Annotated in this window: 10 protein-coding genes; 5 read left to right on the forward strand and 5 right to left on the reverse strand. The window is 48.4% G+C overall.

Annotated elements, in window-relative coordinates:
• Positions 1-66: 66 nt before the first annotated feature.
• Positions 67-2070 (reverse strand): OmpA family protein, encoded by a 2004-nt coding sequence (locus tag SD425_RS05775; RefSeq protein ID WP_324676352.1) that lies wholly within the window; start codon positions 2068-2070, stop codon positions 67-69.
• 278 nt (positions 2071-2348) lie between these two features.
• On the opposite strand from SD425_RS05775, the gene lon reads away from it, so the two are divergent.
• From lon to SD425_RS05795, 4 genes are all read left to right on the forward strand, one after another.
• Positions 2349-4856, forward strand: a complete 2508-nt coding sequence (gene lon / locus SD425_RS05780; protein ID WP_324676354.1) for an endopeptidase La — start codon at positions 2349-2351, stop codon at positions 4854-4856.
• A gap of 120 nt (positions 4857-4976) precedes the next feature.
• Positions 4977-6035: a type IX secretion system protein PorQ gene (gene porQ / locus SD425_RS05785; RefSeq protein ID WP_324676356.1), complete on the forward strand. Its 1059-nt coding sequence runs from the start codon at positions 4977-4979 to the stop codon at positions 6033-6035.
• A gap of 130 nt (positions 6036-6165) precedes the next feature.
• Positions 6166-7581: an ATP-dependent protease ATPase subunit HslU gene (hslU, locus tag SD425_RS05790; protein WP_324676359.1), complete on the forward strand. Its 1416-nt coding sequence runs from the start codon at positions 6166-6168 to the stop codon at positions 7579-7581.
• Positions 7582-7684: 103 nt separating this feature from the next.
• Positions 7685-8413 carry an SDR family NAD(P)-dependent oxidoreductase gene (locus tag SD425_RS05795; protein ID WP_324676361.1) on the forward strand — a complete coding sequence of 243 codons (729 nt, stop codon included), beginning with the start codon at positions 7685-7687 and terminating at the stop codon, positions 8411-8413.
• 57 nt (positions 8414-8470) lie between these two features.
• Here the strand turns inward: SD425_RS05795 and SD425_RS05800 are convergent, their stop codons facing one another.
• The 4 genes from SD425_RS05800 to SD425_RS05815 all read right to left on the reverse strand — a co-directional run bounded on the left by SD425_RS05800 (position 8471) and on the right by SD425_RS05815 (position 18120).
• Complete coding sequence (locus tag SD425_RS05800) at positions 8471-9952, reverse strand: RagB/SusD family nutrient uptake outer membrane protein (RefSeq protein WP_324676363.1); 1482 nt, start codon at positions 9950-9952, stop codon at positions 8471-8473.
• An 11-nt stretch (positions 9953-9963) separates the two neighbouring features.
• Complete coding sequence (locus tag SD425_RS05805; RefSeq protein ID WP_324676365.1) at positions 9964-13104, reverse strand: TonB-dependent receptor; 3141 nt, start codon at positions 13102-13104, stop codon at positions 9964-9966.
• A 255-nt stretch (positions 13105-13359) separates the two neighbouring features.
• Positions 13360-14817, reverse strand: a complete 1458-nt coding sequence (locus tag SD425_RS05810; RefSeq protein ID WP_324676367.1) for a SusD/RagB family nutrient-binding outer membrane lipoprotein — start codon at positions 14815-14817, stop codon at positions 13360-13362.
• 54 nt (positions 14818-14871) lie between these two features.
• Positions 14872-18120, reverse strand: a complete 3249-nt coding sequence (locus SD425_RS05815) for a SusC/RagA family TonB-linked outer membrane protein (RefSeq protein WP_324676369.1) — start codon at positions 18118-18120, stop codon at positions 14872-14874.
• 285 nt (positions 18121-18405) lie between these two features.
• Between SD425_RS05815 and SD425_RS05820 the strand changes: the two genes are divergently transcribed.
• Positions 18406-21438 carry a SusC/RagA family TonB-linked outer membrane protein gene (locus tag SD425_RS05820; protein ID WP_324676371.1) on the forward strand — a complete coding sequence of 1011 codons (3033 nt, stop codon included), beginning with the start codon at positions 18406-18408 and terminating at the stop codon, positions 21436-21438.
• Positions 21439-21454: the final 16 nt, after the last annotated feature.

A 21454-nucleotide genomic window follows, 5' to 3' on the forward strand; every position in this document is an offset into this window, starting at 1 on the left:
GAATCCGAGTTTAATCGTATGATTGACCCAAGTTTCTTGCGGCGCTCGGAACGACAAAGAATCAAGTTACCAGCCTGCACCACCCTCAGCCGGTTTGTCACCGTCGGGTTTGATGAGGCGGAACTCCACCCGGCGATTGATGCGGGCATCTTCTTCCGTGACTTCCGCTTTTAGCGGCTGGGTGCTGCCGTAGCCCATACTTTCGATGCGGTTGGGCTGAAGCTTGCCCTTTTGTTCAATGTAGCGCCGAATCGATTCGGCCCGGTCCTGCGACAATTTCTCATTTACATCCGGGTCACCATTGCTATCCGTGTGGCCCGAGATGCTAAGGCGGAAGCTAGGGTTCTCGCCTAGGAACAACGCAATACGGTCGAGTGTACTGTGCATGGAAGGGCGAATAGTAGCCTTGCCCGCATCGAACTCAATGTTTTTGAAAATGAGCGGCAGCTTGTAGTCAATCGAGTTGCTCAGCAGCTTCATGACTGTGTCGCCTTTCAGAACGAACTGCTTCTGCACGCTAAACGACTCTGGGCTCTGAATCAACATCACATAGTGCGAACCTTCGATAAGGTCGAAGTCGAAAGAGCCATCGGGGCGCACGTATTTGCTGGCAACTTCGATTCCGTTGTCAGTATCAATGATGCTGATGGTGCCGTTCAGCGGCTTGTTCGTGAGTGAGTCTATGAGGCTGCCTTCCACACGCGTCGTGGCAAGCGGCTGAGCTTCCATCGGCAGCGGAAAGGAATACAGATCGAGATTCTTCATATCCTGCGTTTCCGAGCGAGCGTAGTATAGGTTTTTCGATTCGCCATCGATAGTGAAGTAGTACTCTGAGCCTTTACCGTTCACAAGCGGCCCAATATTACGTGGCTCCTGCCATCGGCCTTGCACCCGATACGTCTTATAGATGTCGAAGTCGCCGTAGTTCAGCAGCTGCCCACGCGAGCTGAAATACAGCACATTGTACAGCGGATGAAAGTAAGGGCTTACTTCACTCTCGCGCGTGTTCACCACGGGGCCCATGTTCTCGGCGCGCGCCCATTGGCCATTCTTCAGCTTGTGGGTGTACCAAATATCGGAGAGACCAAACCCGCCAAGGCGGTCGGAGGCAAAATACAACGTGTCTTCGCTCGGCGATAAAGTCGGTTGTGAATCCCAGGCCGAGGAGTTTACTTGTGTACCTAGGCTCTTCGGGACCGACCACTGCCCATCCTTGAAGGTTGATACAAATAAGTCGCAGTTGCCGTGGCAGTTGGGACACTCGCAACGAGCAAAGTAAATGGTGTGGCCGTCTTTCGTGATGCATGCTGAGCCTTCGTTATAGGAGCTATTGATAGGTTTAGGCAAAGGCTCTGCATCTGTCCACGAAACGCCTTCTTTTCGCGAGGTGTAGAGATCTTCGTCTATTACACCATTGATGCCCCGCATCTTACGCTTGGAAGAGAAGATAAACATCCCTGCGTCGGAGTTGATCGTGGGGCCGTAGTCTTCTGCTTTGGAGTTGATGGCATCGCCCATGCTCGTATACACGCCTTTAGGTGGACGGAATGCGGTGATGCTCTTGCGGTATTCTACTAGGTCGTAGTATACCTTCAGTGGTACGTAGAAATCAGCCGTTTTCTGCTCCAGTGAGTCATAATAGAGCTGCACCTTTTTCAGATCTTGACGGCGGTGTTTCAGAGCCAGGCGGAAGTAAGCCTTCGCTTTTTCTTCGTTGCCGGTACGTTCCCAGAGTTGTCCTAGGCGCCAGAGTAGCGGTGTATCTTTGTAAAAATTCTGAATACCGAACTGACCTACGTATGCAGTTAGTAAATTGCGTGCTTGAACCCAATTGTGGCGTTTTTCCGCTTTTTGAATGGCTTTCAGCTCTTTTTTGTTCTGATAGTACGCGAGGCGGTTTACGTTCGGAAAGTCGGGCGTAGCATCGGGGTGCAGGCGCAATCGGGCGCTAGCTTTGCCGGTAAGCTTACGCTGCTGCAAAGGAGGTGTAGTGCTAGGTCGCTGCGCGTAAATGCCAGTTGACGAGAGCAGAAGTAGAAAGAGCAGGAGCGAGCGTAAAAAACGAAGCATAAAGTAGCATAGCACTAAAACTGACCCAAAAAATAAGGTAGGCACCAAAAATAGCAGTTTTTTGATGCCTTTCGCCGTTCGTTGGTGTCTGTCGCGTTGGCTGCTACTTACGCAACGCACGTGCCGCCTTGTCGGAGAAGAAAGCCAAAATTGAACTAAACTAGACGTGGCATAGCACTTGACAAACCTGTACTTTTCGGAAAGCGCTAACTCAAGCGTATGCAGGTGTGTTGTCAAGCTGTCATTCTGACAACGTCGCCCTTTCGTCGTTCCTTCCAATGAGCCATAACCGCAATTCGCGTAAGCCCAGTCCTTTTTCTTCGTTGCTGATGGCCGATGATCCGTCGGAGATGGTGTCCATCGTTGCAACCGACCCTGACCAGCCGATGAGCGAGCAGGATGCACCGACGGAGCTGCCGCTGCTACCCGTGCGCAATACCGTGCTTTTTCCTGGTGTGGTGTTGCCCGTTACAGTTACGCGTAAGAAAAGTATCCGCTTGGTACGCAAGGCCTATCGGGGTAACAAGATTGTGGGCGTGATTGCGCAGCGCAGCCAAAGTGACGATCCGGGCCTAGCGGATATCTACGAGATAGGTACGATGGCGCGCATCCTGAAGCTGTTGGTGCTGCCTGACGGAAACACAACCATCATCATTCAGGGACAGAGCCGATTCAAGATTGAGGAAGCTACTCAAGATACGCCGTTTTTGACGGCACGTGTGAGCTACTTCCCCGAGACCTTTCCCAGCAAAAGCTCGCAGGAGCTGAAGGGATTGGTGGCGTCGTTGAAAGATGCAGCAGTGAAGATGCTCAAGCTCAATCCAGAAATTCCGCAGGAAGCTCAGGTAGCCCTCGACAACATCGATTCTCCAGCTTTTCTGACTCATTTTCTGTCCTCAAACATCAATGTGGAGGTGGGGCTGAAGCAGAAACTGCTGGAGATAAACGACGGTGTGGAGCGCGGCACTACGCTGCTGGAGATGATGCTGAAGGAAATTCAGCTGCTGGAGATCAAACACGAGATTCAGAGTAAGGTCCATACCGACATCGACCAGCAACAGCGCGATTATTTCTTGCGGCAGCAGATTAAAGTGCTGCAAGATGAGCTAGGTTTCGATGGCCCTGATCAGGAGCTAGAAAAGCTACGGGCACGAGCAAAGGCAAAACAGTGGCCTGAAGCCGTTGCCAAGCACTTCAATAAAGAGCTCGATAAGCTAGGTCGTATCAACCCGCAGGCTGCCGAGTACCCAGTTAGCGTGAACTACGTGGAGTTTTTGCTCGACCTGCCTTGGGCTGAGTACACGAAGGACAACTTTAACCTGAAGCGCACCAAGAAGATTCTCGATGCCGACCACTATGGCCTCGAAAAAGTAAAGGAGCGCATCATCGAGTATCTGGCTGTGCTGAAGCTGAAGCAGGATATGAAGGCTCCGATCCTATGCCTTTATGGTCCGCCCGGCGTGGGTAAAACCTCCCTAGGTCGCTCCATCGCACAATCATTAGGGCGTAAATACGTGCGGATGTCGCTAGGCGGCGTACGCGACGAGGCCGAAATACGAGGGCACCGTAAAACCTATGTTGGGGCGATGCCAGGCCGTATTATCTCGCAGATCAAGAAGGCAGGCGCTTCGAACCCTGTTATCGTACTCGACGAGATTGATAAAATTGCCTCCGATTTCCGCGGTGACCCTAGCTCAGCGTTGCTCGAAGTATTGGACCCGGAGCAAAACTCTACCTTCACCGACAACTACCTGGAGGTGGAGTACGACCTATCGAAGGTGCTGTTTATTGCTACAGCCAACTCTCTCGATACTATTCAGCCTGCCCTACGCGACCGGATGGAGATTATCGATCTGACGGGCTATACATTAGAGGAGAAAACGCAGATTGCTAAGAAGCACCTGTGGCCTAAACAACTCACCGATCATGGACTCATTTCGAAAGATGTGAGCATCACAACGGCTGCGCTACAACGCGTAATCGACGACTACACGCGTGAGTCAGGCGTGCGCAGCTTGGAGCGTAAGCTAGGTGCTGTTGCCCGCAACATTGCCAAAAGCAAGGCCATGAAAGAGTCCTTCCCGGAAGTACTCGAGCCGAAAGACGTAGCGCGCATCCTAGGTGCCGCCACGTTCGACCGTGACCTGTATCAGGACAACGAAACAGCCGGCGTTGTGACGGGTTTGGCCTGGACTTCGGTTGGCGGAGATATTCTCTTCATTGAAAGCCTCCTCAGCCGCGGTCGGGGTAAGCTAACGCTCTCGGGGCAGCTAGGCGACGTGATGAAGGAATCGGCTGTAACGGCTTTGTCGTATCTGCGCAGCCGAGCTGAGTCGTTAGGCATTGATTACCGCCTTTTCGACCAATACGATCTGCACATTCACTTCCCAGAGGGCGCCGTACCAAAGGATGGACCAAGCGCTGGCATTGCCATCTTTACCAGTATTGCGTCGGTCTTTACCCAGCGTAAAATCCGCAGCCACCTAGCTATGACAGGCGAAATTACGCTGCGCGGCAAAGTGCTACCGGTGGGCGGGATCAAAGAGAAGATTCTGGCTGCTAAGCGCGCTGGTATTCGCGACGTTATTCTTTGTGAAAAGAACCGGAAGGATATCAACGAAATAGCCCCTGAGTATCTGAAGGATCTTACCGTTCACTATGCTGACCGGGTAGACGATGTGCTGCGGGTGGCACTACTAGAAGAGAAAGTGAGCGACCCAATGCCGCTCATCGTGCGTGATGAACCCTTGTCTTCATCGCCTGCGCCGAGTGTAGAAGTAGCATAAGAGAGAATGATGCGGCCGAAGAAAAATCAATCGTTTCTTCGGCCGTTCTTCTTTTACACAATAAAATGTAGGTAGTCGCGTCTTATCTTCAGTTATCGAAAACTTCTATACGTTAGGTCAATGATTCGACTGCTACGCGGCCACTCTATAGCATCTTTAGTTTTCGTCGGTAGTCTGCTCGCTGGTCGGGCTGGCCACGCACAGATTGGGGGGCAACAAGCCTTTTCCTTTCTGAACCTTCCCAACAGTGCAAAGCTAGCGGGCCTAGGTGGGGCCAACGTTAGTTCCCGCGACGGCGACGCTACCATGCTCTACGCCAACCCCGCCTTGCTCAACAAAGAGATGGACGGTACGCTGGCCCTTGGTTACGTCGATTACCTAGCTGATATTAAGCAAACGACGGCGGCTTACGTGTTCAATACTGAGCATGCCGGTCGCTTCGGCGTGGGCCTAACGTACCTGAACTACGGCAGTTTTGAGGGGTTTGACGCGGCCGGGAACAGCCTAGGTAACTTCTCCGTGAACGAATATGCAGTAGGCGTTTCTGATGCATACACGAGCGGTAATTTTGTATTGGCAGGCACGCTCAAGCTAGGAGTATCCGGCATTGCTGGCAATCATTCGGTAGCGGCATTGGCTGATGTCGGCGCTTTATTTAAGCACCCGACGAAAGACTTCAATGTGGGGCTCACGGTTAAAAATGTAGGCTATCAGCTAAAAACCTATGCTGGCGCCGGGCATGAACCCATGCCGCTTGATGTGCAGCTAGGTGCTTCAATAAAGCCGGAGCACATGCCGATCCGGTTTTCGCTTACCGCTTATAATCTGCAGCAGTTTGATATCGTGTACCTCGACCCGAATCAACGTGGGCAGCTAGACGAGAACAACAACGAGGTGAAGCCTAAGAAGACCATTGGTGACAAAATCGCACGCCACTTTGTGGTTGGTGGCGAAGTTATATTAAGCAAGAACTTCAACCTGCGAGTGGGTTATAATCACCTGCATCGTCGAGAGCTTCGGCTTGATACACGTTCAGCTGGAGCCGGCATGAGCTTCGGGGTAATGCTGCGCATTAGTCAATTTCAGCTCGATTATACCCGTGCTTACTACCACGCATCTGGCGCTAGTAACTACTTGACGGTAGCTCGTAACCTGAATTCTTTATTCAAAAAGACCTAGCTATTCAGTGAGTAACAGGCTTTTCGCTACTGAATTTGCGCCGGTTTGCATTTTTCTTCGTAGAAAAGTCAACTCTTTCCCCTGTACTCTATTTTCCAAACGGCTACTTCCCTAGTGGCTATTCAGTCCCATGCTAGATTCTTCCAATTTCCTTACGCCGGTTCAGATCGTGGCCGAGCTAGATAAGTATATTATTGGTCAGCACGACGCTAAGCGTCACGTTGCTATTGCGTTGCGTAATCGTTGGCGCCGGTTGCATGCCCCTGCCGATATGCAGCAGGAAATTGTTCCAAACAACATCTTAATGATTGGGTCCACGGGTGTGGGCAAAACCGAAATTGCCCGCCGCCTGGCGAGCATTGCAGGAGCTCCCTTCACTAAGGTAGAAGCCTCCAAATTTACTGAAGTTGGCTACGTGGGCCGTGACGTCGAAAGCATGGTTCGCGACTTGGTAGAGCAATCGGTGAACATGGTGAAGCAACGTCGCAAAGAAGAAGTGAAGGTGCAAGCGGCGCAAGCCGTAGAAGACATCATTCTGGATGCATTAATCCCACCGGTAACCACTAGCGCGCCTACTAGTGTGAAACCTTCATTAGGCTTCAGCGGAACTGATGGACAAAGCATGCCCGATTCTGACCATGAGTTGAACGAGCGTACCCGCGAGAAATTTCGCGTCAAAATTCGCAACGGCGAGCTAGATGACCGTAAGATTGACATCAAGGTGCAGCAGAATAGCGGACCCGGTATTGGCGTGGTTGGTAGCCCTGCTGGCCTAGATGAAGCTTCGCTTTCGGGCTTGCAGGATATGCTAGGCTCTATGCTGCCCAAGAAAACACGGAAGCGTAAGGTAACAATTGCCGAAGCACGTAAGCTGCTGCTTGACGAAGAAGCCGCCAAACTCATCGATATGGATGAGGTAAAAGACGAAGCTATCCGTCAAGCCGAAAACGCCGGCATCATCTTCATTGACGAAATCGACAAAGTGGCTAGCCGTAGCGGCAAGGGTGGGGGAGGCCCCGATGTGAGCCGGGAAGGTGTACAGCGTGACTTACTGCCTATTGTAGAGGGTAGCGCTGTAAATACCAAATACGGCATCATCCACACCGACCACATCCTCTTCATTGCCGCTGGTGCTTTCCACGTAGCGAAGCCGAGCGACCTGATTCCGGAGCTACAAGGACGTTTTCCTATCCGTGTCGAGCTACAAAGCTTGACAAAGGAAGACTTCTTCTTAATTCTAAAAGACCCAAAGAACGCCCTAACGAAGCAATACGAAGCTTTGCTGAAAGCTGAAGACGTAGATCTCTCGTTCGACGAAGCTGCCCTAGAGTTGCTAGCGGAAATTGCTTCACAGGTAAATGAAGAAGTAGAAAATATTGGTGCCCGTCGTTTGCACACGGTGATGAGCCGCTTGCTCAACGATATTCTCTTCGATGTACCCGACCGGATTGGCCCTAACGCCCATATCCTTATTACGCGCGAACTGGTAGAGGAGCGCCTGCGTGACATGGTTCGCAACCGTGACCTAACGCAGTATATCCTTTGATTCAAGGTAAAACGGCTAAAAAAGAGAAGGCAGCTCATGAGCTGCCTTCTCTTTTTTAGCCGTTTTACGTATGGGAGGAATAATTCTCTTCCCCACTTCAAGTATGCATTACTACATCATTACAGGAGCTAGCCGTGGACTAGGTAAGGCGTTGGCTGAAGCTATCCTAACTGAGGATAATACGAAGGTTATTGGAGTGGCACGCCACGCTACAATTGAACATGACCGCTACCATCATCAACCCCTCGATCTGTCAGATAGTGTAGCTGTAGAAAATAATCTTTCCAAAGTGTTTGTGCAATGGGTGGACATAGAAAGTATCACTTTGATCAATAACGCTGGAGTGCTTGGTGAAATTGGTTACCTAGGTGAGCAGCCTAATGAACATTTCGACTTTGTCTTCACAGTGAATACAATAGTGCCTGCTATGTTCATGAACACCTTTCTGAGTGCTTATGCTAGCTACCAAGTGCCCCGTACTATTCTTAATATCAGCAGTGGGGCTGCACAACGCCCTGTTGATGGCTGGGGAGCCTATTGTGCTTCGAAGGCTGCTTTAGAGATGATGACTCGAACTGCGCGAAAAGAGCAAGCTATTCGTGCTTCTGGTATACGCATTCGGGCTATATCACCTGGGGTAATTGACACGGCCATGCAAGAACAGATTCGCACAATAGGCGAGCAGCAATTCAGCGAAGTTGAGAGATTTATCAAGTTACAAGCTGATAAGCAGCTCCAAATGCCTGAACAGGTAGCTAACAAAATACTCAATTGGGTTCAGCAACCAGCTTCTGAGAGCGAGGAAGTGGTACTACAGCTTAAGAATATGTAGACCTAAAAAAAGCCCTGGCTACAGCCAGGGCTTTTTTATTAATCAGAGTAGTCTGGATTAATAACCAGGGTTCTGAACAAGATTCGCGTTCAAGAGAGTCTCTTGGTTCGGAATTGGGAATACCAAGCGTGGATCACCGTAGGGAATAGCTGCGATGCCGCCGTGAGCAGGAACACCTTGCTTATTACGGAGAAGATCTGGCAGACGGAAGCCCTCGAAAGCTAGCTCTAAGCGCCGCTCTTGTAAAACAGCATCCACAAAGGCTTGCGTACTAATGAAGCTAGCCAGAGTATAAGATACTTGTGAAGAGCCTTTGGACCGATCACGTACTTGGTTGAGCAAGCTTATCGCTTCCTGGCTAACCACACCGGTGGAGCGCACAAGGGCTTCAGCACGCGTCAACAGCACTTCTGGGTAACGAACAATCGGAACCCAGTTGTCAACAGCATTGAATTTCTGAGTGTAGTAGTTGGTCGTTGTACCTGACTTAACAGGACGTATCATCAAACGACGCTTATCATCGGCTGGGAATACTGTGGTTGCTATTGAGTTGAATGGCGTAATCAAGATGTCCGCCCGACGAGTCGCCCCATAATGCTGACCAATAGCATTATTCGTGTTGGGGTTGTCGTTCGCGTTCATTGCAACCGAGAAGATACTCTCAAGAGTAGTGTAGGTAGGAACAGACTGTGGAGATGTATAGGTTACAGAGGCAGTTGGCCCTTGCAAACCAAACACCGTCCATGGGTCGGGGTTCAACGCGTATTTAGCGCTAGTAATCACCTGACCAGATAAGGCTGCAGCATTAGTATAGTCGCCTTTGTAGAGGTACACTCTAGCTAGCAACGCTTGAGCTGCTCCTTTTGTAGCTCTATTTACCGTAGTAGCAACAGGTAGCGCGGCAATTGCATCAGTAAGGTCGTTGATGATCTGCGTATATACGTCACGTACGGAAGAGCGTGGTAAACGCAAGGTCGGATCAAAAGCCTGATCTACGTTTGTGGGAGCTGTTAGCTGGATAACGATACCGGGGTGTGATGCATCCGCCGTGAAGTTATAAGGCTGTGCATATAGGTTGACTAAATGCAACATCGTTAGGGCCCGGATAAACTTCGCCTCGCCAACGTACTGAGCTTCCTGCGTAGCTGGAACTATACCAGGATGAGCCTGGATGTTTTGCAGGAACGTATTAGCCGAAAAGATGCTACGATAGCCGCCATACCAAGCGTTAGAGGCATACGTATCCGTTGATAGCTGGGTGAAGGTAGGAACTGCACCGAAGTACGAAGCAGGATCAGTATCGCCGCTACGAACATCAGAATAGATCAGAGCACGTCCACCTAAAAACTCAGCGTTTTGTAAGTCGTTGTACACGCCTACCATTGATAGCTCAACACGTGCGGGAGTGCTGAAGGCTTCATCAGTAGATTGGAATGCTGTGGGTGGGTCTTGCTGCAATACATCGCAGCTTGGCAGCACTGTAAGTAGCGCACCACTTAATACAGAAGCCCGAAAAAAGATATGAAACGATTTTTTCATGGAAAAATCTACTACAAAGTAAAGTTCAGGCCCACAGTGTAGCTGCGGGTTTGTGGTACTGAGCGGTTATCGACGCCGTAAGCAATGTTGCTGTTGTTGCGGTTCGAGTTTACTTCAGGGTCAGCACCCTTGTAATTAGTGAAGATAAATGCGTTCTGTACTAGTGTATAAACTCGCAGATTTGAAATACCAATGCGACCAGTTACCGTTGCAGGTAGGTTGTATCCTAGGCCAATCTGGCGCATGCGCAAGAAATCGCCTTTCTCCAACCAGCGGGTAGAAGCTTGCGTCGAAACGTTGTCACGCAGAACGAGCTTCTGGATGTCAGTCTGGTCACCTGGTTTCTGCCAACGGTCTTTGATTTCCTCTAAGTTGTTGTTGAGGTAGGTGGTCAGCAAACCTGAACGGGTTGTGTTGTAGACCATGTTTCCACCGCTGTACTGCAAGAATACGGTTAGATCGAAGCCTTTGTAGGTGAACGTGTTGTCAAAACCGCCATACCACGTTGGGTAACCCGTCTTCGTGGTGTACTTAGCATCACTTTGAGTGATAGCCGTTGTTGCATCACCAGAAGCAGTAAACCACTTAGCCTGAACAGCGTCATACTGCTTTACGTTGCCATCCTTATCAAGGAACTGAGCGTTACCGTTATCAGGATTTACACCAGCCCAGCGAATGAGTTGGTAAACGCCTAGCGAGCGGCCGATGCTAGCACGCTGGTTGCCCGATGGCAAGTCAGCCTGATCGTTCAATGCCGTTATGCGGTTCTTGATGATGGACAAGTTAAGGGAAGAAGTCCAACGGAAGCCGTTTGCTGTCTCTACGTTCGTTGTGTTCAAGGCAGCCTCAATACCACGGTTGTACATTGAGCCTACGTTACGCGCGATGCTGCCGTTAAGAGCCGTTGTGCTGCTAGGAATACCTAGGGTGTTAGCAGTTGGAGCGTAGAGTACCAAACCGCTGATGTTAGTGTTGAAGTAGTCGAATGTGAGGCCAATGCGGTTCTTGAGTAGGCTCAAATCCATGCCGATATCAAGCTTCTTTGATGTCTCCCATTTTAGCTTTGAGTTGCCAATTTGTGTAACAGACAGGCCGTTCAAATCTGCATACTGACCACCACCAATCAGGATGTCACGAGAAGCATAGCTACCTAGGCCGTTAGAGTTACCTACCAAGCCGTAGCTAGCACGGAGTTTCATGTCGGAGATAGCAGAAATACCTTTCATGAAGTTCTCCTCCGAAATACGCCAGCCTACCGAACCACCTGGGAAGAAACCAGTCTGGTTGGCCTTACCAAAGCGAGAGTCAGCGTCAGCACGAAGAGCAAACTGAGCATAGTAGCGGGTACCGAAGCTATAGTTCACGCGGCCGAAATACGAGCGGAAAGCATTTGCATTTTTAGTACCGCCAGAGAACTGGGTACCAGAGTACAAGCCGTCTAGGATGCTGTTAAATTTTGGGTCAACGATGCCAGCGGCACCTGTGTAAACCTGCTGTTCGGTAGTCTGTTGGTATTCCAGACCTACAGTAGCACCAAAGTTGTGCTGCTCACCAATGGTTTTATCGTAGTTGATATAGTTCTGCCAGTTCCACTGCGTACGGTCCAAGCGGTTATCCTGGATCAATCCACCATAGGCAGTACCTAGGCCACCAATACGAGGATCGCTATACTGATCTTCGAAGTTGTCGAGGTAGTCAACGCCATAACGGGTTGTCAGACGCAAGCCAGTGATTGGCTGGATTTCTAAGTAAGTATTCGCCAACAAACGGCGAGACGTGTTGTCGTTGCGCTGAAGCTTAACTACTGCTACAGGGTTGTAGAAGTTGTTCAGAACGTAAGCAGTGTTATTGCCGCCTACCCCTAACAAACCTGTACCCGTCATGTAGTAGGGGGAAGTAGAAGCTGTAGGAGCGTAAACCGGTACGTTAGGTGGAGCATTGTAACCAGCAACAGTAGCCCCTGCTAAGTAACCGTCGGTTAGTACACCATGGTTGAGCGTTTGCGTATAGCCCGAGCTAACACCAGCTTTCAACCATTTCTTTGGCGTAACGTCTACGTTGAGACGAACTGCACCTTGACGCAAGCGGTTAGTTAAGATAATACCACGTTGGTCGGTATAAGTACCCGAGCCGTAGAAAGAAGCTTTGTCAGTACCACCCGATACAGCAGCTTGGTGGCTCTGCGAAAACTGGCGCTTGTAAATTTCCTTTTGCCAGTCGGTACGTACTTTATCTACTTGTCCGTCGCCATCAAGATCAACGTCTGCAGCTATGGGTGCAATACTTTTATTAGCTGCTTTTTCATTCTGGATGGCAATAAAGTCATCCCCATTGAGTAGGCTTAGCTTACGAGTTGGCTCGTTTAGACCGGCCCAAGAGTTGATAGAGACATGCGTCTGTCCAGCCTTACCGCGCTTCGTCGTGATGATGATAACACCGTTAGATGCACGTGAACCATAGATGGCAGAAGCTGAGGCGTCTTTCAGAACCTCAACAGATGCAATATCATTGGGGTTGATGTCAGCTAAAGGGTTGTAACGTGTACCATTGCCACCGTTGAATGTGTTAGCGTTTTCACGAGTGTTCAATGGTACACCATCCACTACATATAAAGGCTGGGAACTGCCGCTGATCGAGTTAGTACCACGGATGCGCACGGATACACCGTCAGCTAGCGTACCACCAGGATTAGTAACCTGAACACCTGCCATCCGGCCTGCGAGTGCCTGGTCAACACTTTGTACAGGTTGGTTTGTAAGCTTATCAGATTTAACCTGAGCTACTGAACCAGTGATGTCTTTTACATCCTGTGAGCCACCATAACCAGTTACAACAACTTCACTGAGTTGTTTTGTATCTGCTGCAAGTACTACATTGATCTGATTGTCTGTACTTATTGCTCTTTCTTGAGTAATATACCCTACTGAAGTAAATGTGAGTGTCGCAGTTGAATTAGGTATACTAAGAGTGTAAGTACCATCTGAATTAGTTGATATACCTATCGTGGTACCTTTCACAAGTACAGTTACGCCTGGCAGACCTTCACCAGTCTGCCGATCCGTCACCCGTCCGGAAATCGTCCGGTTTTGGGCTGATACCTGTTGTAACAGGGTGATCATGAGCAAAAAGCTCATGAGTAAGAGTCTTTTCATGCAAAAAAAGGTTTGATAAAACGAAAACAGGCATCTAAAATAGATAATGACCTGTTATAATCATCTATATGACCTCAAAAAAAGTACCTCTTTTGCAAAAAAGCTTAATACTATCATACTCTACAACACTTAAAGTTGTTGTAATATGTTATATGGATGTGCTAAAAAAATTAGTTGGCCTTTTGATATATGTGTAAATAAAAAGCCCTGTAGAGTTCTACAGGGCTTTTTATTTACACATATATAAGTTACGATTTATAACTTATCCCACCACAGCTTAGTAGTAAGTAAATCAGGACCTTGATGGGTCACAGCCTCAGCGCGATTGGCAGCATTTAGCGTTTGTTCGTTAGCGGGGTAACGGAAGCGTACAGGAATTTTGCCGCTTGCAGCCCCAACGGGACTAACTGCTACTTTCAGTTGAGGGTAATCGAGACGACGCCATTCTGACCACGCTTCGACGCCCTGACCATATAGGGCAATCCACTTTTGGTCGCCAATGCTTTGCTTATAGTTCGCAGGATTATAAGCGACACTGGGCTGAGCTAGGTAGGTCGTAACGTCAGCTCCGCTAAAACCATATTGGCTCATAGAAGCTCGAATAGCATTTTGATACTCAGTTGCAGCGTTACCACTTATGAAACCTCGAGCTATAGCTTCTGCTTTGAAGAACAGGACCTCCGAGTAAGTCATAAGTACCCCCGGCGCTTCAGCAGCTGCGAAATAGCTGCCAACTTTAGACGAACTACAAAATTGACCAAATGCTGAAGCTGCCGCATTGGTCAAGCCGTTTGGAATACCTCGGTAGAAGGCGGCAGAATCACCACATTCGGGGTGATTAGCATACACAGATAAACGTGGATCCTTGAGGCGAGCGAGCCTCGAGGTAAGCGTCCGGCTTACTCGATAGTCATCTCGCGTCAAACGGTTATTGTAGATAGGGTTGGTGTTAGGCGTGTTGCTCAAAAAAGTAAACTCGGCGTTATCAGTATTACTGGCGAACACTGGGGTAGTACCGTTGAGTAGCGTAGCTACTTCAGTTTTAGCAACGTCAGGTTTGGCGTCAACTAACCGCATCGCCAGCCGAAGTCGCAATGAATTCGCAAAGCGTTGCCAGTTGGCCATATTACCGTCGTATAGAACATCTCCGTTCACCGCTGCTCCATTCACGGCTATTAAGCCAGCAGCAGTTTTCAAGTCTGCTATAACGCCTGCATATACCTGCTCCTGCGTATCATACTTAGGAGTCAATATATTGTCAGATAGGCGTAGCGCTTCCGAGTACGGAATATCTCCGTATATATCGGTCAGAACCGAAAAGAAGTAGCTGCGCATAATCAAACCTACAGCTTGCAGATTTGGATTGTTGGTAGCCTGACCCTGACGGATTAATTCGTTAAAATCCTGTAAGCCTCCTGCGTAAAATCCATCCCAGATACTCTGATAGGAAGTAGCGCGGAAAGCATAACGATCCTCGTCGGTGTACTGTACCTTCGCCCAATGTTGGATGATGAGTAATCCCCCATCCATGCTAGCCGGAGTATCAAATAAGCGATAGATGTTTGCTCGCTCTGCGTTGGTCAGAATATAAGCGGGGTCGCCAGTAGTTGGGTTGTTAGGGTTAACATTTAGCGATTCTAACCCTTGGTCACAAGCCCCGAGCCCTAATGCTAAAGGCAGGGCTAAGGCAAGTTTTCGGTAGTTGAAAAACATATTTTGTTGAATTCAGAAGGTTGAAAGCACTGCAAAAAACTAGCAGGCTGAGCACTACAACGTCAGGTTGATATTGAAGCCGTAGCTCCGAACTGACGGGATCTGCGTCGATTCTAATCCTTGTGTGTTGCCGCTGTTGAAAGATGTTTCAGGATCAATACCCGGCGCATGTGAGCTAATCAGCCATAGGTTACGACCAACGAAGGATAATCCAATGCCTTTGAAGAAAGTTCGCTCCACGAGTGACTTAGAAAGCTGATAGCCGAAACGCACTTCGCGCAGTTTCACGAACGAAGCATCGTAAACGGTACTTTCACGAGCATTGTAGTAGTAACCATGGTAGTAGTTCTCGGCCGTGGCGCGCACATCATTCGGACGGTACGTGCCGTCAGCGTTTTGCTGCACTCCCGCTCCAATAATACCATCTTCACGCCCAGCTAGTGTGGCTTTAAGTGCACCGGAATAACCACCCCACATGTTAGTTTCGCTTTGCAAGTTGCCGCCTTGACGGGTGTCAATTGTGAAGCTAAAATTTAAGCCTTTATAAGAGAATTGGTTGGTAAGACCACCAAGCCAATTAGGTGGATAATAGCCCAAAATGCGACGAGTAGGATCAACGAGCGGGGTACCATCACTACCATAAACGATTTGGCCCTTGTACTCACCGTCCTGTACACGAAGAAAAGCATCGCCGAAGATGGCTCCATACTTCTCGCCCCGACGAGCTTCAATGTTGACACCGAAGCCTGACTGGCCAATTACGTAGTTCTGGATCTGACCAGCATCGTCAAATTTAACAACGCGGTTGCGGTTAGCAGCAAAGTTAGCTGTGAGATTCCACTGGAAAGCGGCAGTAGCGGGAAGTGGAGAAACCGTTAGCACAGCTTCAATACCACGGTTAGAAATCTGGCCAGCATTAAGCAGATTTGCTGTGTAGCCTGTAGTGGCCGACGTGAGTACGTTCAGAATCTGATCGTATGTATTGGTCTTGTAACCGGTGAGATCCAAACCAATCCGGTTCTGCAGGAAGCGAACCTCTACCCCCACTTCTGCTGAACGGGTACGCTCAGGCTTTAGATTCGGATTGTAGTTCTGGTTGTATACAGTTTGTGTAGGTAGGCTGCCGAATGGTTGCCCACCAGTGTAAATATTTAATAAGCTGTATGGATCAGTGTCATTACCAGCTTCAGCGTATCCCCCGCGGATTTTGGCAAACGATAGAAAAGATTCTTGAATACCGAAAGCATCCGTTAATACAACCGAGGCATCCACAGAAGGATAGAAGAACGAACGGTTGTTAGCTGGAAGTGTGGAGGACCAGTCGTTACGAGCAGAGGCACCTAGAAAAGCAAAGTTCTTATAGCCAATACGCGCAGAACCGTATACGCTATTGATGCGCCTGTTGGAGACAGGATTAAGTACTGGGCTGTTGTTCTGGTTGCCGTTTGCGTCAAAGTTGTTATTTACTACTAACGGGGTCGATGAGTTACCCAAGGAATATAGACCAGGTACAGCCAGTTCAGGTGCCGCAATCTGGCTTCGATTCAAGCGGTTGTCACGACGGTTAGCTCCCACCAAAACATCGAGGTTGAAATCCTCAGACAAGTTCTTGTTCGCATTAGCCAAAAATTCCGTGTTACGCTCTAACACACGAATTTTTTCTTCCGTGTAATCATCGTACACATCATTGCTGATGGTTTGGCTAGGTACTCTGCGCTGATTGAACTGATTATAAATGTCGTTCGTCGTGCGGGCGGTTAGTGTAAGCCAGTCCGTTAAAGCATATGTCAACGTTAGATTACCAATAACACGGTCCCGTAAGTCGTCGTTGGTAGCTTGATAAAGAACGTAGTAAGGGTTGTTGTGATAATTGGAGTTCCAGCTAGCGTTGCTGTTGGTGCTCTTGTATAAACTCTTCAGATCTTGTACGCGTACTTGACGACCGAACCAAGTATAAAGCTGCTGCATTACGTTCAACTCGTCGTAGCCCTGACCAGGACGGCGGCCACGGGTTTCAGAGTAGTTGACGTTAGTGCTGAATTTGAGCTTGCTTGTAATATCTACGCCGCCATTCACATTGACGGTATTCCGCCGCAGGAAAGTATTAGGCAAGATACCACGCTGATCTAAGTTGGTATACGATACCCGGACACCTGCTTTTTCATTACCTCCTGAGAGAGCAACGTTGTTGGTAAGAGTATGGCCTGTTTGAAAAAAGTTGCGTATGTTTTGTTTGCCGGGGCTTACCCAAGGCGTGGCTTGGCGAACACCGTTCACTACTGGCGAATTGTACTGTGGCAATAGACGTCCATCTAATCGAGGGCCCCAGCTTTCGTCTGTTCCATCATTGATTCCTCCACCTGCGCCGTCAACGTAAGAGAACTCCCCACCACTACCTTGACCGTATTGATCCTGGATATCTGGAATTTTTAAGGGCGACTCAAAGCTAGTTGTGCTGTTGATGCTAATGCCTAGCCCACGTGACTTACGACCAGACTTTGTTGTGATAACAATTACACCGTTAGCACCACGGCTACCATAAAGTGCGGTAGCATTAGCACCTTTAAGTACTGTGAGGCTTTCAATATCATCTGGATTGATATCAGACGCGGCGTTGCCATAGTCGACACCTCCACCCGAAGAGCTGTTAGAGAAGCTTGAGTTATCAATTGGCTGTCCATCAATAACAAACAAGGGTTGATTGCTACCTGAGATGGATTTAGAGCCCCGGATCACAATTCGGGAAGAGCTACCAGCTGCGCCAGTGCTATTGGAAATTTGCACACCCGCTATCCGACCGGCTAAGGAGTTAACCACATTGGTCTCGCGCGCTTGCGTTAATTGGTTGCCTTGAAGATCTTGCACAGCGTAGCCTAGGCTACGTTTCTCTTCCTCACGTCCTAAGGCAGTCACGACTACTTCACCAAGCTGCTTGGTGTCATTAGCAAGCGTAACATTTATAGTAGAACCAGTGATAGGTTGTTCGACTGACAGATAGCCAATAGAGGTGAAGGTTAGCGTTGTCGCAGAGGAAGGAACATTGATGGAGTAACTGCCTTCTGAGTTAGTTGATGCGCCTAGCGCAGTGCCTTTTACCAGCACAGTTACGCCAGGCAAGCCTTGACCTGTGCCCCGGTCAGTAACCTTGCCGGAAATGGCTCGGTCTTGAGCTACTGCTTGCTGCAACAAGCTGGTAACGAATAGTAAAAACAAAAATAAAGTTTGCTTCATTGGTGAAGAATTTTGGTGAAAAGTGCTGAAGATGTGTGGATAAGGGAGTAAAAAGTTTAGGTAAAATGTCACAGATTAGACCTAAATTATACAATAGATACTCAGTATCATTATTTCTCTTCTAAAAAATCATCAAAAATTTACTTTAATACTGAAAACCTGTGAGTTGTGAATTGTCTTTTTTTTAGACAATTAAATATTGTATAGACATAATTGATCCGCAATAAAGAGAAGTTTCACAACTCAGTACTGTAAGGATCTTTAGTTACTGACGGGCTTTCGAAGTTTTATCTTAACTTGAAAAAATCTTCAAAACCCTCTTCTCTATTATTCTTTTTTCACCCCATCTATAACTGTATGAAAAGAATTCTATTCTGGTTTATTGTGCTGACCTTTAGTTTGCTAAGGCAAGCAGCAGCGCAAGAGAAAGGCATATCTGGTCGGGTTACAGACCGTGCGACTGGGCAAGGTTTACCTGGGGTAACCGTCCTCGTGAAAGGTACTACTGTTGGCGCCTCTACTAACTCCGAAGGTACCTACTCTCTCAACGCCCCCGCCTCGGCTACTACCCTCACTTTTAGCTCTATTGGCTTTGTCACCTTGGAGCGTGCCATCGGCAATGCTACTACGGTAGATGTTGCATTAGCAGCAGATAATCGTCAATTGGATGAAGTAGTTGTAACAGGCCTAGCTACTACAATCAAACGTTCTAACCTAGCTAATGCTGTAACAACGGTTAGTGCAAAGGATCTGTATGGCAGTACCCGTCCAGTTACTGTAGATGCTGCATTAAATGGCAAGATTGTAGGCGCCAATATTGCACAAACTAGTGGTGCGCCTGGTGGCGGTGTTTCCATCCAATTAAGGGGTATTTCCACCATCTCAGGTAGCTCTCAACCACTCTATATTATAGATGGAGTGTATGCTGTATCCGATGAAGTAGGGAACGGCGCCGGCGGTACTGCTTTTACAGGAGCCGCAAGTGCAACAGGACGTACAAACCAGGACAATGGTACTAACCGCTTGTCTGACTTGAACCCCAATGACATAGAGTCAATAGAAGTACTGAAAGGACCTAGTGCAGCAGCTATTTATGGTACGCGTGCTAACGCCGGGGTAATCATTATCAAAACTAAACGTGGAGTAGCTGGCCAAACTAGGGTGAGTGTTTCTCAAGACCTAGGTTTCACACAGGCTAGGCATTTGCTGGGCTTGAGCGATGACCCTTGGACAGCAGAAAAGATCGACCGAGTGAATCTTTATTCGGCTGCACGCGCTCAGCAGGAAAAACAAAAACTAGCAGCTGCACAGGCAAGTGGCAAGCTGTATAATTACGAAAAAGAAATATTTGGTAATACAGGCTTCTTACGCAATACTAATGTAAGCGTGTCTGGAGGATCAGATCGAACTAAGTTTTACGTGTCAGGCTCGACAACTAAGGAAGATGGTATTGTCAAGAATACGGACTACAGCCGTAGCTCTATTCGTGCTAACGTAGACCAAAAAATCGGTAAACTCATTGACTTAGGCATAAGCTCTGGTTATAACCGTTCGAAAAACCGCAGGGGTTTCTCCGGCAATGACAATAATGGTATTAGCCTAGCTTACTCACTAACGCAGATTCCTACTTATGCTGAGTTGCATAAGGATCCTGTGACAGGCTTATATCCTAATTCCGATTATACAGGAGATAACCCGTTGGCTATTGTTGAGCGTGCCGTCAACGAGGAGACAACTAACCGTGTGACGCAAGCTGCCAATGCAACAGTACACCTGATCGAAAAAGAAAAGTCTTCCTTGCGCTTTGCAGCTCAAGGAGGTGTTGATTTCGCCAGCAGCACTGCGTTACTAGCCTTACCATCTGACTTGCAATCGCAGGCTAGCTCAGCTAACCCTGGAGCAGTACGTATTGCTAAGAATGAATTTTTTAATTACAATCTGCAAGGTTTCCTAATTTACAATTTCACCTTAGGGCAAAATGTGAATTTGACCTCACAAGTTGGATTAGTGCGTCTCGGGTTGAACTCTAACTTAAGCTATCAACAGGGGCAAAACTTAGTACCAGGTCCGCTATTACCTAATCGTGGCTCACTCGTTACGCAAGATGTTCAACTGACCGATCAAGCCGACGTAGGTTATGTAGCGCAACAAGAAGCAAACTTCCGAGACCAAATTATCGCAACAGCGGGCATCCGTTTTGATAAATCTAGCCGCAATGGAGACCCTAACAAACTGTATGCTTTTCCTAAAGGCTCGTTAGCCGTAAACCTAGCTAAGTTTGACTTCTGGTCTGTAGAGAAGGTAAACCTGGTAAAGCTACGTGCTGCGTATGGCCAAACGGGCGGACCTGCCTTCTTTGGAGGTACTTTTTCCCCTTTGACAAGCATAAGCATTGGCAACCGTCCAGGCTTTACACCATCCAACGTCGTGGGCAACCTAGCTATTGGCCCGGAACGGGCTACAGAGTTGGAGACTGGTATTGATATTGGGCTTCTTAATGGGCGCGTCAACATCGAAGCTACCTTTTACAATAAGAAGATCAAGGACATTGTCAATACTTATGTAACAGCACCTAGTACGGGTGTAACATCCATCCGTGCGTTCCCAGTAGGAGATCTACGCAATAATGGTCTGGAGCTAAGCCTAGGGGTAGTGCCTTTCCAATCCGAGAACTTTACTTGGAGTTCGAATAACCTTTTCTGGTACAACCGCTCGAAAGTAACACGCATTATTGTACCTGCTTTCTCCGCTAGTAGCGGGTTTGGCTCAACTTACGGACAGACGTACTTTGCCCTAAATGACTCTCCTTCCCACTGGTATGGTACGCCTGTGAGTGCTGCTGACAACCCCGGTACTCCCAGCAACCTGACTGGTTATGGTAATGCGCAGCCGAAATTTCAAATGTCTTTTCAAAACACATTTACGCTATTCAAAAACCTTGAACTCTCGTTTTTGCTAGCTTGGAAGAAAGACAGCTACAATAGCAATTTGACCTATGCGCAAACTGATGTTTATGGAACTAGTAAGGATTGGAGCGAACCCAGCGGTCAGACGGGCGATGCTGGAACTGAACTAAATAAGGGTGAATATCGACAGCTACGAGGAACTGCTTCGAGCAGCGTTTTCATCGAGAACAGCAGCTATGTGCGGTTGCGAGAAGCCTCAATTTATTACTCACTTCCTGTTAATCTGCGGACCAGCCTTTTCAAAGATTACGTGAGAAACATTCGTGTAGGTGTATCAGGAAATAACTTGCTCACCTTCACTAACTACTCAGGTTATGACCCTGAGGTCTCCAACTTCGGTCAGACATCTACTGCAGCTCAAGTTGACTTGCTGCCATACCCCGCGACTCGCCGCGTGTTCTTTCACTTGAATCTTGACTTCTAGTAGCCTTAATAGACCG

The organism is Hymenobacter sp. GOD-10R, assembly GCF_035609205.1.
Lineage (GTDB): Bacteria > Bacteroidota > Bacteroidia > Cytophagales > Hymenobacteraceae > Hymenobacter.

Excerpts from the sequence above, each read along its gene's own strand:
- hslU (WP_324676359.1), top strand. The coding sequence starts at position 6,166 with ATGCTAGATTCTTCCAATTTCCTTACGCCGGTTCAGATCGTGGCCGAG.
- lon (WP_324676354.1), top strand. The coding sequence starts at position 2,349 with ATGAGCCATAACCGCAATTCGCGTAAGCCCAGTCCTTTTTCTTCGTTG.
- porQ (WP_324676356.1), top strand. The coding sequence starts at position 4,977 with ATGATTCGACTGCTACGCGGCCACTCTATAGCATCTTTAGTTTTCGTC.
- SD425_RS05810 (WP_324676367.1), bottom strand. The coding sequence starts at position 14,817 with ATGTTTTTCAACTACCGAAAACTTGCCTTAGCCCTGCCTTTAGCATTA.
- SD425_RS05775 (WP_324676352.1), bottom strand. The coding sequence starts at position 2,070 with ATGCTTCGTTTTTTACGCTCGCTCCTGCTCTTTCTACTTCTGCTCTCG.
- SD425_RS05795 (WP_324676361.1), top strand. The coding sequence starts at position 7,685 with ATGCATTACTACATCATTACAGGAGCTAGCCGTGGACTAGGTAAGGCG.
- SD425_RS05800 (WP_324676363.1), bottom strand. The coding sequence starts at position 9,952 with ATGAAAAAATCGTTTCATATCTTTTTTCGGGCTTCTGTATTAAGTGGT.
- SD425_RS05805 (WP_324676365.1), bottom strand. The coding sequence starts at position 13,104 with ATGAAAAGACTCTTACTCATGAGCTTTTTGCTCATGATCACCCTGTTA.
- SD425_RS05820 (WP_324676371.1), top strand. The coding sequence starts at position 18,406 with ATGAAAAGAATTCTATTCTGGTTTATTGTGCTGACCTTTAGTTTGCTA.